Annotated in this window: 17 protein-coding genes; 7 read left to right on the plus strand and 10 right to left on the minus strand. The window is 63.4% G+C overall.

What is annotated here, in order from left to right:
* Positions 1–23: 23 nt before the first annotated feature.
* Together NJ75_RS08590 and NJ75_RS08595 are read left to right on the plus strand one after the other, a co-directional pair.
* Entirely contained in the window at positions 24–635 is a 612-nt protein-coding gene (locus NJ75_RS08590) for a lysophospholipid acyltransferase family protein (RefSeq protein WP_039333475.1), read from the plus strand.
* Positions 628–1,440: a DUF1295 domain-containing protein gene (locus NJ75_RS08595; protein WP_039333476.1), complete on the plus strand. Its 813-nt coding sequence runs from the start codon at positions 628–630 to the stop codon at positions 1,438–1,440. Before NJ75_RS08590 ends, NJ75_RS08595 begins: the two co-directional genes overlap by 8 nt.
* A gap of 558 nt (positions 1,441–1,998) precedes the next feature.
* Here NJ75_RS08595 and NJ75_RS08605 read toward each other — a convergent pair.
* The gene (locus NJ75_RS08605) at positions 1,999–3,786 is read right to left on the minus strand and encodes a bifunctional metallophosphatase/5'-nucleotidase (RefSeq protein ID WP_052242231.1); all 1,788 of its coding nucleotides are present in this window, start codon (positions 3,784–3,786) and stop codon (positions 1,999–2,001) included.
* Between the two features lie 184 nt (positions 3,787–3,970).
* On the opposite strand from NJ75_RS08605, the gene NJ75_RS08610 reads away from it, so the two are divergent.
* Positions 3,971–4,606, plus strand: coding sequence for a TetR/AcrR family transcriptional regulator (locus NJ75_RS08610; RefSeq protein ID WP_039333723.1), 636 nt, complete (start codon positions 3,971–3,973; stop codon positions 4,604–4,606).
* Between the two features lie 56 nt (positions 4,607–4,662).
* Here the strand turns inward: NJ75_RS08610 and NJ75_RS08615 are convergent, their stop codons facing one another.
* Positions 4,663–5,121: a thermonuclease family protein gene (locus NJ75_RS08615; protein ID WP_062780469.1), complete on the minus strand. Its 459-nt coding sequence runs from the start codon at positions 5,119–5,121 to the stop codon at positions 4,663–4,665.
* Between the two features lie 148 nt (positions 5,122–5,269).
* Here NJ75_RS08615 and NJ75_RS24895 point away from each other — a divergent pair, with 148 nt between their 5' ends.
* On the plus strand, positions 5,270–5,440 hold the full coding sequence (locus tag NJ75_RS24895; protein ID WP_156135742.1) for a hypothetical protein: 171 nt from the start codon (positions 5,270–5,272) through the stop codon (positions 5,438–5,440).
* Between the two features lie 6 nt (positions 5,441–5,446).
* Here NJ75_RS24895 and NJ75_RS08620 read toward each other — a convergent pair whose 3' ends face one another.
* Positions 5,447–5,794, minus strand: coding sequence for a DMT family protein (locus NJ75_RS08620; protein WP_039333480.1), 348 nt, complete (start codon positions 5,792–5,794; stop codon positions 5,447–5,449).
* A gap of 112 nt (positions 5,795–5,906) precedes the next feature.
* Here NJ75_RS08620 and NJ75_RS08625 point away from each other — a divergent pair, with 112 nt between their 5' ends.
* Positions 5,907–6,257: a hypothetical protein gene (locus tag NJ75_RS08625; protein ID WP_039333482.1), complete on the plus strand. Its 351-nt coding sequence runs from the start codon at positions 5,907–5,909 to the stop codon at positions 6,255–6,257.
* An 8-nt stretch (positions 6,258–6,265) separates the two neighbouring features.
* On the opposite strand, the gene NJ75_RS08630 is transcribed toward NJ75_RS08625, so the two are convergent.
* The 6 genes from NJ75_RS08630 to NJ75_RS24310 all read right to left on the minus strand — a co-directional run bounded on the left by NJ75_RS08630 (position 6,266) and on the right by NJ75_RS24310 (position 9,630).
* Complete coding sequence (locus NJ75_RS08630) at positions 6,266–6,589, minus strand: hypothetical protein (RefSeq protein WP_039333484.1); 324 nt, start codon at positions 6,587–6,589, stop codon at positions 6,266–6,268.
* A 150-nt stretch (positions 6,590–6,739) separates the two neighbouring features.
* Positions 6,740–7,612 (minus strand): 3-hydroxyacyl-CoA dehydrogenase NAD-binding domain-containing protein, encoded by an 873-nt coding sequence (locus tag NJ75_RS08635; RefSeq protein ID WP_082013327.1) that lies wholly within the window; start codon positions 7,610–7,612, stop codon positions 6,740–6,742.
* 87 nt (positions 7,613–7,699) lie between these two features.
* Positions 7,700–8,266 (minus strand): cob(I)yrinic acid a,c-diamide adenosyltransferase, encoded by a 567-nt coding sequence (locus NJ75_RS08640; RefSeq protein ID WP_039333486.1) that lies wholly within the window; start codon positions 8,264–8,266, stop codon positions 7,700–7,702.
* Positions 8,267–8,284: 18 nt separating this feature from the next.
* Positions 8,285–8,515: an HIG1 domain-containing protein gene (locus NJ75_RS08645; protein WP_039333487.1), complete on the minus strand. Its 231-nt coding sequence runs from the start codon at positions 8,513–8,515 to the stop codon at positions 8,285–8,287.
* On the minus strand, positions 8,512–9,357 hold the full coding sequence (gluQRS, locus tag NJ75_RS08650; protein ID WP_039333490.1) for a tRNA glutamyl-Q(34) synthetase GluQRS: 846 nt from the start codon (positions 9,355–9,357) through the stop codon (positions 8,512–8,514). Before gluQRS ends, NJ75_RS08645 begins: the two co-directional genes overlap by 4 nt.
* A 135-nt stretch (positions 9,358–9,492) precedes the next feature.
* The gene (locus NJ75_RS24310) at positions 9,493–9,630 is read right to left on the minus strand and encodes a hypothetical protein (RefSeq protein WP_156135743.1); all 138 of its coding nucleotides are present in this window, start codon (positions 9,628–9,630) and stop codon (positions 9,493–9,495) included.
* Positions 9,631–9,787: 157 nt separating this feature from the next.
* Here NJ75_RS24310 and guaA point away from each other — a divergent pair, with 157 nt between their 5' ends.
* Positions 9,788–11,347, plus strand: a complete 1,560-nt coding sequence (gene guaA, locus NJ75_RS08655) for a glutamine-hydrolyzing GMP synthase (RefSeq protein WP_039333492.1) — start codon at positions 9,788–9,790, stop codon at positions 11,345–11,347.
* Complete coding sequence (locus NJ75_RS08660; RefSeq protein ID WP_407668275.1) at positions 11,344–11,751, plus strand: GNAT family acetyltransferase; 408 nt, start codon at positions 11,344–11,346, stop codon at positions 11,749–11,751. Before guaA ends, NJ75_RS08660 begins: the two co-directional genes overlap by 4 nt.
* On the opposite strand, the gene NJ75_RS23280 is transcribed toward NJ75_RS08660, so the two are convergent.
* Positions 11,748–12,749 carry a DUF3047 domain-containing protein gene (locus NJ75_RS23280; protein WP_052242233.1) on the minus strand — a complete coding sequence of 334 codons (1,002 nt, stop codon included), beginning with the start codon at positions 12,747–12,749 and terminating at the stop codon, positions 11,748–11,750. The genes NJ75_RS08660 and NJ75_RS23280 overlap by 4 nt on opposite strands.
* Positions 12,750–12,895 lie beyond the last annotated feature (146 nt).

Below are 12,895 nucleotides of genomic sequence, written 5' to 3' on the forward strand. Positions count from 1 at the left end.
AGTCTCCCGGCGGGGAGAAGACGATGGACGGGGCAATCGAGGACCGCAGGCCCAGCCTGCTGTCGCGCGTGGTGCGAAAGCTGTTGGTGTGGTTTTACCGTAGCCAGGGGTGGAAGGCCGTAGGCGCGCCGCCCGAGGATGGGCGCTGCGTAATCATTGCCGCACCGCATACCTCCAACTGGGACTTCCTCTACTTCATTGGGCTGACCGAGGACTTGGGCCTCAAGCCCCATTTCATGGCCAAGGACAGCCTGTTCCGCTGGCCCTTGGGCGGCTTCATGCGCGACATGGGCGGGGTTTCGATTGATCGTTCGGCCCGCAAGAACGTCGTCGACGCCATGGTCGCCGAGTTTGCGCGCCGCGACCGCTTCATGCTGACCATCGCGCCCGAAGGCACGCGCAGCGCAGTCGGCCAGTGGCGCAGTGGCTTCTATCACATCGCCCTGAAGGCGAAGGTGCCGATGGTCGTGGGCATGATGGACTATGGCACCAAGACCGGCGGACTTGGCCCGGCCATCTGGCCATCTGGCGATTACGAGGCCGACATGCGCAAGATCTTCGACGTCTACCGCAAGGTCACACCGAAGCATCCCGGCCGTGGGCTGACCGAACCGCCGGAGGTTACCGATGCCTGATGCGCTGCTCCACGCCCTGTTGATGAACGTGGTGATCCTCGTGGTCGGCATGGGCTTGCTGTGGCGCGTGGCGGTGCGCATCGGCGACGTCAGCTTTATCGACGCGGTGTGGGGCGGGGGCATGGGCGTTCTGGCGATGGCCTCGTGGCTGCACGTTAGCGGTGGCCCCGGCGTGCGGGCGAGCCTGATTGCGGCGATGGCGGTGATCTGGGCGGCGCGATTGGCGTGGCACCTCTACACCCGCTGGCGCGGCCATGGGGAAGACCCGCGCTATGCCAGGATGCTGGGCAAGGCCAAGGCGCAAGGCAATTTCGCCTCGGCTGCGCTGAAGTTCGTCTTCGCCCCGCAGGCGCTGCTGCTGTTCATCACCTGCCTGCCCGCACAACTCGGCGTGCTCGCCAGCGCGAGGCCTGCACCGCTGGGCGCGCTCGCCTTGGCCGGGGCCGTACTGTGGCTGGTCGGCATCGTGTTCGAGGCGGTGGGCGATGCGCAACTGCGCGCCTTCCGCGCCGATCCCGCCAACAAGGGCCGCGTGCTCCAGACCGGCCTGTGGCGCTACACCCGCCACCCCAACTACTTCGGCGACGCCTGCGTCTGGTGGGGCATCTGGCTCGCCGCCGCCGATGCCGGCCCGTGGGTCGCGCTGGCGAGCTTGATCGGCCCGGTGTTCCTGACCTTCACCCTGACTAAGTGGTCGGGCAAGCCGCTGCTCGAAAAGGGCATGGAAGAACGGCGACCGGGGTATAGGGAATACGTCGAGCGGACTTCGGGGTTTGTGCCTTGGTGGCCGAAGCGGGAGGGATAACGGAAATCTGAATTTCTCAACCTGCGAACAGTTTTATTAACTGGGGGACATTTTTTGGCGTTCAAAATGTTTGAGAAGCTGAGAACTCACAGGCTCTTTTGGGTACTCATTGGGGTTACGCTATCTGCTGTAACGCAGGTCACGTTCGAAACGCTAGTCCAACGCCAGCCCATTATGGCTCCCGATAAACCACGGAACACCGACAGCGACGATTTTTCTAACCTACCGCCGCATCGAGAAAAACAACCCCTACTCAGCAGGAAGCAATCGGAATGGTTAGTCGTAAGATCCGATGACATGAGCAAGGAAAGGCAAACAGAGGTCATAGCCTCGGTCGGGGCCTGCTTGGGGAGATTTGAGGTCGAAAACCTCTCGCATGGATATGAGATAAGAATCCCGACGAAAAAACTTTCGCAAAGTGATTATGAATGCATTCTTCGAGAAACGGCAAAAGTTTCCGAGCTTGTAAAAATGCGAGACCTTGGAGATCCAGAGCTAGAGAATATCGTCATACGCCCTGAAATATGGATCCATTACGATCGATAACCGACGTTATGATCAGCTCTGATTCCTATTATTTTTAACAACCTTCTCTACCTCCTTCACCATCCCAGCCCGCACCTCCTGTGGCACCGCGCGCACCGGAACGGCCTTGATCCAGCTTTCCAGCGCGTCGATGTCGGTCGGGCCGGTCACCGTGTCGGGCTTGCCCACGAAGCCGGAGAAGCCATCGCCGCCCAGCCCGAGGAAGCCATTCACCGTCACGCGGTAGGTCTTCGCCATGTCCAGCGGCTTGCCGTCGAGCGTGATCGTCACGATGCGGTTCCCTGAAGGCCGCGCCGGGTCGTAGCGGAATACGAAGCCTGCTGAGGGGGCGAGGGTCTGCTTCGGCCCGTTATCGTCCAGCCCCTCTTCCAGCACGGCCTTGATCTGCGCGCCGGTCATGCTCTCGGTCACCACGTTGTTGCCGAAGGGCTGACACAGGTAGATGTCGCCGAAGGTCAGCGTGCCGTCCGCCGCCGGGACCAGCGGGGCGCGGATGCCGAAGGGGTTCATGAAGGCGATCTGCGCGCCCTTGTCCCGCGTCGCACCAAGTTGCGCATCGGCGATGAGGTTGCCCAAGGGGCCGCCCGCGCCACCTTCCGCGCCTTCGTTCTTGGGCGCTGCGCGGTCAATCTTGCCGATCAGGCGCTGGGTGTATGCCTTCGACGCCTCGACGTACTTCGCCACATAGGCGGCGATATCGGCACGCGGCTGGAACTGCGGGAACAGCGGCGTGTTGCCGAGCGGCCCCCGCGTCGAGGTGTAGGGCACCGACTGCACGATCACGTTTTCGGCCCGCTTCGAAACCACGCGCCCCGCCACCGGATCGATCTGCAGCGTGATGTCGGTGACGAGTTCGCCATAGACGCCCGCGCTGGTCAGCAGGAACGGCTTGGCCGGATTGAGCTGCGCGTAATCACAGACGTAGGCCCAGTGCGTATGGCCCGAGACGATCACGTCCACGCGGCTATCCAGCCGGTCGAGGATCGGGCGGATGTCTCCGGCGAAATCATTGCAACCTTGCGGGTTCGGATCGCCCTTGGTCCGCCCGCCTTCGTGGATCAGCACGACGATGGCGTCCGCCCCTTGCGCCTTCAGTTGCGGTACGGCGGCGTTGATCGTGTCGGCCTCGTCCGCGAAGGTCAGGCCCTGGATGCCGGTCGGGTTCACCAGATTGGGCGTGCCCTTCAGCGTCAACCCGATCACGCCCACGGTCACCGCCTGGTTGCCCGAACCGAAGGTCTTGAGCCCGGTCGCGGGAAACAGCGTCGAGCCATCTGCGCGCTTCGTGCTGGCGGCAAGGTACTTGAACGTCGCCCCGGTGAACTTCTCGAGCGCGCAGGGCACCTTTGCGGTGAACTTCTCGCAACCTCCATTCTGCATGCGCTGCAGTTCCTGCTGGCCACGGTCGAATTCGTGATTGCCGACCGCGTTGAAGTCCACGCCGATGCGGTTCATCACGCCGATCGTGGGCTCGTCCAGATAGAGCGAGGAGGCCAGCTGCGAGGCCGAAATCATGTCTCCGGCCGAAACCGTCATTGACTGCGGATGCTTCGCCCGGATCGAATCGATTGCCGATGCCAGCCACGCCGCGCCGCCTGCGGGGACTGGCGTGATGCCACCCTTCCCATCGCTGACATTCACCGCCTGGCGCGGTGGTTCGAGGCTGCCGTGAAAGTCGTTTATCCCGACGATGCCGACCTCGACCGGCCCCGAGGCTCCGCCACTGGCCATCGGCGCTGCACAGGCGCCGAGAAGTCCGGACAGGGCAAAGGGCAGGACAAGACGAACGCGCTGATGCATCGGGAAAGCGACCTTATCGTAACGGGTGCAACCGGTTGAGGACGGCCTAGCCCATCGGTGTTGCGCTTTGAAGGCCGTTTATGCGGGGCAGGCCGATCAGCCTTCGTATGCGCAACCATTGTCTCGGGCGCCATGCCTCCCTACAATGCGCAAGAGGCCCAAGACTGAGGACGCACAGGGAACCATGGCTCCATCCGCAGCAGAGCAAGACGCCATGCGCGCCCGGCTTGTCGAACTGGCGCAAGCGATGGTCGAGGAGCGTGGCGGGGCCGGGCTCAACCTCTCGGAACTTGCCGCACGCGCCGGGATCAGCCAGGCCAACCTCTCGCGCTATTTCGAAAGCCGTGAAGAGCTGATGGAGGCAATTGCCGATCACTGGTTCAAGCCGATGGTCGACATCATGGAAGACGTTCTGGCGAGCGACCTGCCGCCGCGCCGCAAGATGTACGAATTCTTCGCCCGACGCTTTCTGGTGATGAAGAAGAAGTGGGAAGCCGACCCGGCCAAGCTGCAGACCTATATCGAGGTCGGCAACGAGAACTTCGAACAGATCCGCAGCTACATCGACCTTGCCGATCACTACCTCGGCGAAATCATCGGCGAGGGGATGAGCGACGGGCATTTTGCCGGGCTCGAAGTCGACGAGACGATCAGCCTCGTCAACCAGATGTGTGCCCCCTACTGCGCACTGAATACCATGACCATGTTCATGGAACGCCTGAACGAGGACAAGCTGGCGCGCATCGTCGACGCGGTGTTCGACGGACTTTCCGCCCAGGATCGCGGTGCAAAGGCGCTGACGGGCCTGCGTGCGGCCTGAAACTCCGGGTCAGGCGTGACCGATTATCGGGCTGTTTGCCGGAGCCGTAGCTTGGATCAGGCCTCGCACCAACTGCTGCGCCGGCCCTTCCAAAGTTCGGCGAGGCCTTCGGCCTCGAGAATTGCGCCGAGGCTGCGCCCGTTTCGCGTGACGACCCGCAGCGCGCGGCCATAGCGGTCAGTGCCGCGCCCCTGCACCTCCAGTTCGAACGGTCCGGCATTGAGTAATTCGACCAGCCGGTGTGTCGCCCGCATGCCGAGCCTGGCTTCCGCCACGCATGCAGGCTGGGAAGTTTCGGGCGTGTTGATGTCCGCGATGCGGATCTTGAGGCCGTTGAGCCAGAAGGTGTCGCCATCCACGACGCAGGTCACGCGCGGGCCCGGGGCGCACAATTCGAACCGGGCTTGCGCCGTGTCCGGCGGGGCCGCGCTGGCAAGGGCGTTATCGGCGAGCGACAATGCGGCAAGCGACGTGAGGCCGAGAGCCGTGGCGAGGAGGACTGTGATCTTGTGCATGGACGGGTTCTGGAAGGTCCGGCTCCGTCCCGCGCCTCCGTATGCCTTCGCTCAGTGATGAGGCTAAGGGGAGGGACTCAGGGCTTCCAGCTCAGGTATTTCTCTCAGTGGTAACCACTGGATAACCGGCTCGTGCCATAGTCGTTCCATGTTCGGACCACGGCTCACCACGATATTTGCAAGCCGCTGGAAAGCGCTGTGGTGGGCAGGCTCGATCCTGCTTCTCACCTGGTCGCTGGTGCCTGCTGCCGAGGACCGCGACTCTTCCGGGAGCGCAAGGCCCGCACACGTCGATCCCTGGGCGAAGGACGCGAAATAGCGCCCGCTATTTGCCGCCAAACAGGAACGCCACGGCGGCCATGATGCAGGCGAACGCGGCGAAGTGCCGCCAGTGCAGCGGCTCCTTCAGAAACACGACCATGAACACCCCGAACACGATCAGCGCGATCGCCTCCTGCGTGATCTTGAGCTGACCGGCGCTCCATCCGCTCAATGCGCCGATGCGATTGGCCGGCACGGCCAGGCAATATTCCAGCAAGGCAATGCCCCAGCTGATCAGGATGACCAGAAGCACCGGTCGCTGGGCGACAGCTGCGGGACCGCCCTGGATGTGCCAGTACCAGGCAATCGTCATGAACAGGTTGGACAGGACAAGCAGGACGATCGTGGTCATTGGTCGGGACGATTCCGATGGGCAGGGGGCCGATGGGAAGGGCATGCGAAAGTTGTGCGAATCTTAACGGTTGAGCCCGCAATAATGCGTAGCCACATGCCAGAGGTAGCCGATGTCCGATGCCAGATCGACTTATCGCTATGCCGTACTTCTGCTGGGCGGAAGCGTGCTGGTCGTGGGTGCGCTGATCGCCAGCGGTCTCAGCAGCAAGGCAAGCGCTCCCGCACAGGCAGACATCGCCACTGCCGAGAATGCCGCAGCGCTTCAAAGACAGTCCGCTTTTGAAAAGTGGGCTGATGAAGGCGAGATGGCAGAGGGGAAAGGGCGACTGATCGGCGAGGTCGAACTGGACGGAAAGATGGTCGAACTTCGCCAGCTTCCTGACGGTGTCGAGCCTGGACATCCAGATCAGGACTTGCCCGCCGACGAGGTCGCGGCAGGGCGGGGTGAACCCGCGCCCTGATTTCGGCTTCAGGCTCCGCGCGGAGTCTCGTCGTCTTCGGACACGCCCTCGCCGTAGATCCCTGCCTCATCGTCGTCGTTGCGCTCGCCGCGATAGGCGCTCATGTCGATCCGGCCGGAGCTGACCATCTGCTTCATGTGGTCAACGAGGTCGGGTACGTCGGCGTCGTCACCACCAAGCCCCTGGCCGGTTACCTTCTCGCCCAGATCCTGCTCGCCCAGCACGCTGGTCGCCCGTGAAAGAGCCTCGTCGGCAACGGTCTGCGCCTGGGCATCGCCGTCTTCCTGCTCGGTATTCACCGCTTCGGGCGCTGGCGTCTTGTCGTCGATCATGGGCGTATCTCCTTTGCCGAAGACTACGCCCTGATCGCCTGCCTGTTCCTCAGAGCGATCCGTTCCGATTGCATCGTACGGATCGCTCTGGATTCTTGTTTTGCCGCGTTTTCCGAGTCACCAGATGATACCATCTGGTTCGAAAACGCTCTAGCGCGTGGGGACCGGCACTTCGCCGGAATAGTCGTAGAAGCCGCGCCTGCTTTTGCGGCCGAGCCAGCCTGCCTCGACGTACTTCTGCAGCAATGGCGCCGGGCGGTACTTCGGGTCGCCGGTCGAGGCGAGGTAGATCTTCATGATCTCGAGCAGCGTGTCGAGGCCAATGAAGTCCGCCAGCTCCAGCGGGCCCATCGGATGGTTGAGGCCAAGCTTGACGCCCTTGTCGATGTCGACGATCGAACCCGTGCCGCTGCCCAGCACGAAGGCCGCCTCGTTGATGAACGGCACGAATATGCGGTTGACGATGAAGCCCGGCTCGTCCTGCGAGAGCACGATTTCCTTGCCGATGTTCGCCACGTAATCACGCACCGCCTCGATTGTGGAAACCGAAGTGGCAAGGCCAGGGATGACCTCCACCAGCTTCATCAGCGGTACGGGATTGAAGAAGTGGATTCCGATGAAGCGCTCCGGATCCGGCGAGGATACTGCCATGCGCGTGATCGGGATCGACGAGGTGTTCGACGCCATGATTGCATGGGCAGCAAGGTGCTTTCCGGCGGATTCGAAGATCTTGTGCTTGATGTCCTCGCGCTCGGTCGCCGCTTCGATCACCAGGTCGGCTTCAGCGAGGGCGGCGTGATCAGAGAAGGTGTGCAGGTTGGCGACGGTCGTTGCAGCGAGGGCGGCATCGACCTTGCCCTTCTCGACCAGCTTGGAGAGGTCCTTGGCGATCTTGTCCCTGGCCTTGTCAGCCAGTTCGATCGACACGTCGCCGAGCAGGACCTTGAGCCCCGCCTGCGCCGATACCTGGGCGATGCCCGAACCCATCTGGCCCGCACCGATCACTGCAACCGTCTTGATCATGAGGATGTCCCGCTCTGAATGAAATGCGGGAATGGCGGTTAGCGAGCGGCGGGACGTTAGTCCACCTGATGCTAGCGCGAGGCGCGTTCAGGGTTGGCGCGAGGCGCCAGGAACCCACAGCGGGTCGCTGCCCGCATTCGTCGCCCGGGCCAGCACGAACAGATAGTCCGAAAGCCGGTTGAGATAGGCGAGCGCCTGCGGGTTCACCGGCTCTGCATCGGCCAGTGCGACCGCGCTACGCTCTGCCCGGCGCACGGTAGCGCGGGCGACGTGAATTCGCGCGGCGGCTTCCGATCCACCGGGCAGGAGGAAGCTGGTCAGCGGCGGCAAGCCTTCGTTCAGCGTATCGATCGCCGTCTCCAGCCACGCGACCTGGCTCTCTACCACGCGCAGGACCATCTCGGAAGGGGTGAAGTCATCGCCGGGCGTGGCAAGATCCGCGCCCAGATCGAACAGGTCGTTCTGGATGCGCTGCAGGTTCCGCGCCGTGGTTTCCGACGCGACGACTGCGGCAAGGCCGATCAGGCTGTTGGCCTCGTCCACCTCGCCGATGGCCTGCATGCGGACATCGTGCTTGGCGCGGCGGGAACCGTCGACAAGGCCGGTGGTGCCGTCATCACCGGTGCGCGTGTAGATCTTGTTGAGCTTGACCATTGCTGTGGTGTGCGCGCCTCAGCGCGAGAAGGCGAGCAGGATGGCGACCGTAACCACGGCGAGTCCCTGAAACTTGATGCGATTGAACATCATCTTGTTCTGCAGCAACTGGTTTGCCGTCGCGCCCGAGGCGGGATCGCGGTTGAGATCTTCCTTGGTGCTGTTCAGGAAGGCGATGATCCCGCGCACGAGCGAGACGACCGTCAGCGCGACGAAGATGATGATCAGCGGGATCAGGACGTAGTTCATGGACACTGATCTATGGCGTCGGACAGCGAAATACCAGTGTCAAATAGGGTAGCGCGGACCTCGGCTGCGACGGCGCGCCCGTCCTCGCCCGCCCGCCGCCGGTCCGCCAGGGCCGGGGCGTCGCGGCGCTTCGCCAGCTTGCGCCCATCGGCCTCCACCAGCAAGGGATGATGATGCCACACCGGCACCGGCAGGCCGAGCAGATGCTGGAGCAGGCGGTGGATGTGGGTCGCACGGAAAAGGTCCATGCCTCGCGTCACGTGCGTCACGCCGTCGGTTGCATCGTCAAGCGTTACGGCAAGGTGGTAGCTGGCCGGCGCATCCTTGCGCCACAGGATCACATCGCCGAAGATTTCAGGCGTGGCGATCTGAACGCCGTGGCGCTCGTCAGTCCACTCGAGTTCGCCCGCGAGCAGCGTAGCCTGCTCCATGTCCAGCCGCCATGCGACTTGCGGGCCGGGCGTAGGCCCGCGGCGCAGGCAGGTGCCGGGGTAGAGCGGACCGTCAGGCCCATGCGCCACGGCGGCGGCGGCAACCTCGGCGCGAGTGCAGGTGCACGGGTACAGAATGCCCATCGCGCGCAGCTCGTTGGCGGCGGTGCGATAATCTCCAACTCTCGAGGACTGAGGGGCAACTTCCCGGTAACTCAGCCGCAACCAGTCGAGGTCTTCGCGGAACTCTGCGGCAAGTTCGGGGCGCGAGCGGGCGCCGTCGATGTCCTCGATGCGCAAAAGGAACTCGCCTTGATCGCGAATGGCTCGGTCATGAGCGACGATTGCGGAAAACGCATGCCCGAGATGGAGCGGTCCGTTGGGACTGGGGGCAAAGCGGGTGACTGTCATGGCGCGAGCCTAGCGCGGTGCGACGGAGGCCGGAAGTCTGTCAGAAAGGGCGCTGGCAGAAGGTGCGCTGGATAAACAAAACGGCTGCCCCGCCGGGGCAGCCGCTTTTGTCGTTTATCGCATTTCCCTGCCTGCTCAGGCGAGCGTGGCAGTCCACATCAGGCTGCTGAGGCCAGCAGCGAGGATGATCGGGAATGCAAAAGCCGTGATGGCGCGCATGGTGTTCCTCCTGTTGAGATCACCTTGCAGGACATCCTCCCAGTTCGTGTTCATCCGGCAGGGTGGGCTGGAAGCATCGGAACTGCGGCCCAAATACGCCGAATGACGTATGCTGCAAGTGCGAACAGGGCACTTGCAGTTGCATGTAACGCAACTGCCACATTTCGCCCGCCATCTGGACAGAAAAGCCCGCTGCCACTATCGGCCAGCCATGAGCATCCAGCCTTCAGAATCGATCCTGATCGTCGACTTCGGCAGCCAGGTAACGCAGCTTATCGCCCGCCGCGTGCGCGAAGCGGGGGTCTATTCCGAAATCGCACCGTTCACGCAGGCCGAGGCCGCGTTCCACCGGATGAAGCCCAAGGGCATCATCCTCTCGGGATCGCCGGCCAGCGTACCCGCCGATGGATCCCCTCGCGCTCCGCAAGTGCTGTTCGACAGCGGCCTGCCGATCCTCGGCATCTGCTACGGCCAGCAGGTGATGAGCCATCAGCTTGGCGGCAAGGTCGAGCCGGGCGATTCGGGCGAGTTCGGCCGTGCGTTCCTGACGGTGACCGAACCTTGCGTCCTGTTCGACGGGCTGTGGAAGGAAGGCGAACGTCACCAGGTGTGGATGAGCCACGGCGACAAGGTGACCCAGTTCGCTCCGGGCTTCCGCATCGTCGCAGTATCCGATGGCGCGCCCTTCGCGGTCATCGCCAACGACGAGAAGAAGTACTACGGTACCCAGTTCCACCCCGAAGTGGTCCACACGCCCGACGGGGGCAAGCTGATCGCCAACTTCGTGCGCCACGTCTGCGGCTGCACCGGCGATTGGACCATGGCGGAGTTCCGCAAGACCAAGATCGCCGAAATCCGCGAGCAGGTGGGAAGCAGCCGCGTGATCTGCGGCCTTTCCGGCGGTGTCGATTCGGCGGTAGCCGCAGTCCTGATCCACGAAGCCATCGGCGACCAGCTGACCTGCGTCTTTGTTGACCATGGCCTGATGCGCATGGGCGAGGCCGAGCAGGTCGTGTCGCTCTTCCGCAACCACTACAACATCCCGCTGGTCCACAAGGACGTATCGGCGCTGTTCCTTGGCGGCCTTGCCGGCGTGACCGATCCGGAAGCCAAGCGCAAGTTCATCGGCAAGACCTTCATCGACGTGTTCGAGGCCGAGGCCAAGCAGGTCGGCGGCGCCGACTTCCTGGCGCAAGGCACGCTTTACCCCGACGTGATCGAATCGGTCTCTTTCACCGGCGGCCCTTCGGTGACGATCAAGAGCCACCACAATGTCGGCGGCCTGCCAGAACGCATGAACATGAAGCTGGTCGAGCCGCTTCGCGAACTGTTCAAGGACGAAGTGCGCGCGCTGGGACGCGAACTGGGCCTGCCCGAGATCTTCGTCGGCCGGCACCCCTTCCCGGGCCCGGGCCTCGCCATCCGCATTCCCGGCGAGGTCACGCGCGAACGCTGCGACATCCTGCGCAAGGCCGACGCGATCTATCTCGAGGAAATCCGCAACGCCGGGCTCTACGATGCGATCTGGCAGGCCTTCGCCGTGCTGCTCCCGGTCAAGACCGTGGGTGTCATGGGCGATTTCCGCACCTACGACAGCGTCTGCGCCCTGCGCGCCGTGACCAGCACCGATGGCATGACCGCCGACATTTACCCGTTCGACGCCGGCTTCCTGTCGCGCGTGGCGACCCGCATCGTCAACGAGGTCAAGGGCATCAACCGCGTCGTCTATGACTACACCAGCAAGCCGCCGGGCACGATCGAGTGGGAGTGAGCGTCCGCGCAGCCACTGCGGCGGACCGTGAAGCCACGGTCGCGCTGTGGGAGGTTGCGGGGCTTACACGGCCGTGGAACGACCCCGGCGCCGACTTTGACCTTGCCATGGCGACGCCGACATCGACGATACTGCTGGCCGAAACCGGGGCAGAATTAGGCGGCAGCGTGATGGTCGGCTTCGACGGTCATCGCGGCTGGGTCTATTACCTCGCCACCGCGCCAGACCGCCGCGGGCAAGGCATCGGCCGCGCGCTGATAGGCGCCGCAGAGGACTGGCTAAAGGCGCTTGATAGCCCGAAGATCCAACTCATGGTGCGCGGCGATAACAGCGCCGCGCGCGGCTTCTATGACACCTTGGGTTACGAGCTGCAGGACGTCGTAGTTATCGGCAGGCGCATCTAGCGGAGCCTTATCTGCCGGAAGCGCGCCCTCCCTGCGCTCCGCTGGAACACACTGTTGGCTATCAGCCAGACACGCACGATCCGCTTCGGCATTGCCCCGCCCAACGCCGCCGCATAGTCTTCAGCGACGCGCCGTCGTTCCCGATGCCAATGACCCAAGCCTTGCGACCCGCTGCGCAAGGTCCAGTGCGTTTCTCGTTCACACCACCAGCCGAGCGGGCATCGGAAGACGTGCCCTTCAGGCAGGCCCGCGCTCCACATATACGTGAGATCCCGCCCATTATCGAACTCCACGGCTATGCTCAGGTAATCGTGGGTGAATGCGAGGTCTTCCGGCAGGGACGAAGGAAGTTGCTCCACAAGCCATTCCCAGCTCAGTTCCGTTTGGCCCGTCAGGGCGATGCCGACTTCTCTCTGAAGAATACCCACGTCACCCTCGGTCGAGACCGTGATGTCATCCGGATCGCCCATGTAGATGCGCCCATCGCCGATGCGCCATAGGTACTCCCACCCTGCGGGCTGGCCCGTAGCCGTCGCCTTCTCGTTCGATGGGATGACCCGCAGTCCGACGCCGGGGGCCTGGCGCGGCCGCTTCCCGGGCAAAAGCCCGCCACTCGTGTCAGCGAACTCGGACAGTCCCTTTGTCAGGAACGACAGTTCGCCGGTGCTCCATGCGGCGTAGACCGCGTCGTGGGATATCAGCTTGCGCACGGGGCCGTCGCCGATGCGCATGTAAACCGTCGAGCGCGGTTCGACCACAAGCCCCAGCGGCTTGGAGAGCCATTGATGGCCGGTGGCGATCACCTGGAAATGTTCGCCCATGACAAAGCTGTAGCCACTTGGCGTCCATCGTTGTTCAGAGCCATCGAGCAGGATGGTGGCCGAAGGGTCGGGACCGCCCAGGGTCGATCTGCGGGCGGCGGAATTGCGGCGCTGCTGCCTCAAGAAGGCGAGAAAGGTTGCGCTTCTCGCCAGAAGTGATCGCTTGGTCTCGCCCATTGCTCCAATCCCCTCTTGCCTTGGCCAGAAGTGTGGACCTTTTTCCGAAGTGGACAATCCCTGCCTTGGAACAATACGCCCGACCTTCAGCACGCTGGCTGGGCCAGTTGGCCATACTTCTTTGATAGCTTGAGCCGGGAATGCCC

The organism is Novosphingobium subterraneum (genome assembly GCF_000807925.1).
Classification (GTDB): Bacteria; Pseudomonadota; Alphaproteobacteria; order Sphingomonadales; family Sphingomonadaceae; genus Novosphingobium; species Novosphingobium subterraneum.

Coding starts and splice junctions, on each gene's coding strand:
- NJ75_RS08595 (WP_039333476.1), top strand. CDS start 628: ATGCCTGATGCGCTGCTCCACGCCCTGTTGATGAACGTGGTGATCCTC.
- guaA (WP_039333492.1), top strand. CDS start 9,788: ATGAGCATCCAGCCTTCAGAATCGATCCTGATCGTCGACTTCGGCAGC.
- NJ75_RS08625 (WP_039333482.1), top strand. CDS start 5,907: ATGTCCGATGCCAGATCGACTTATCGCTATGCCGTACTTCTGCTGGGC.
- NJ75_RS24895 (WP_156135742.1), top strand. CDS start 5,270: ATGTTCGGACCACGGCTCACCACGATATTTGCAAGCCGCTGGAAAGCG.
- NJ75_RS24310 (WP_156135743.1), bottom strand. CDS start 9,630: ATGAACACGAACTGGGAGGATGTCCTGCAAGGTGATCTCAACAGGAGG.
- NJ75_RS08605 (WP_052242231.1), bottom strand. CDS start 3,786: ATGCATCAGCGCGTTCGTCTTGTCCTGCCCTTTGCCCTGTCCGGACTT.
- NJ75_RS08620 (WP_039333480.1), bottom strand. CDS start 5,794: ATGACCACGATCGTCCTGCTTGTCCTGTCCAACCTGTTCATGACGATT.
- NJ75_RS08645 (WP_039333487.1), bottom strand. CDS start 8,515: ATGAACTACGTCCTGATCCCGCTGATCATCATCTTCGTCGCGCTGACG.
- NJ75_RS23280 (WP_052242233.1), bottom strand. CDS start 12,749: ATGGGCGAGACCAAGCGATCACTTCTGGCGAGAAGCGCAACCTTTCTC.
- NJ75_RS08635 (WP_082013327.1), bottom strand. CDS start 7,612: ATGATCAAGACGGTTGCAGTGATCGGTGCGGGCCAGATGGGTTCGGGC.
- NJ75_RS08640 (WP_039333486.1), bottom strand. CDS start 8,266: ATGGTCAAGCTCAACAAGATCTACACGCGCACCGGTGATGACGGCACC.
- NJ75_RS08615 (WP_062780469.1), bottom strand. CDS start 5,121: ATGCACAAGATCACAGTCCTCCTCGCCACGGCTCTCGGCCTCACGTCG.
- NJ75_RS08590 (WP_039333475.1), top strand. CDS start 24: ATGGACGGGGCAATCGAGGACCGCAGGCCCAGCCTGCTGTCGCGCGTG.
- NJ75_RS08630 (WP_039333484.1), bottom strand. CDS start 6,589: ATGATCGACGACAAGACGCCAGCGCCCGAAGCGGTGAATACCGAGCAG.
- NJ75_RS08610 (WP_039333723.1), top strand. CDS start 3,971: ATGGCTCCATCCGCAGCAGAGCAAGACGCCATGCGCGCCCGGCTTGTC.
- gluQRS (WP_039333490.1), bottom strand. CDS start 9,357: ATGACAGTCACCCGCTTTGCCCCCAGTCCCAACGGACCGCTCCATCTC.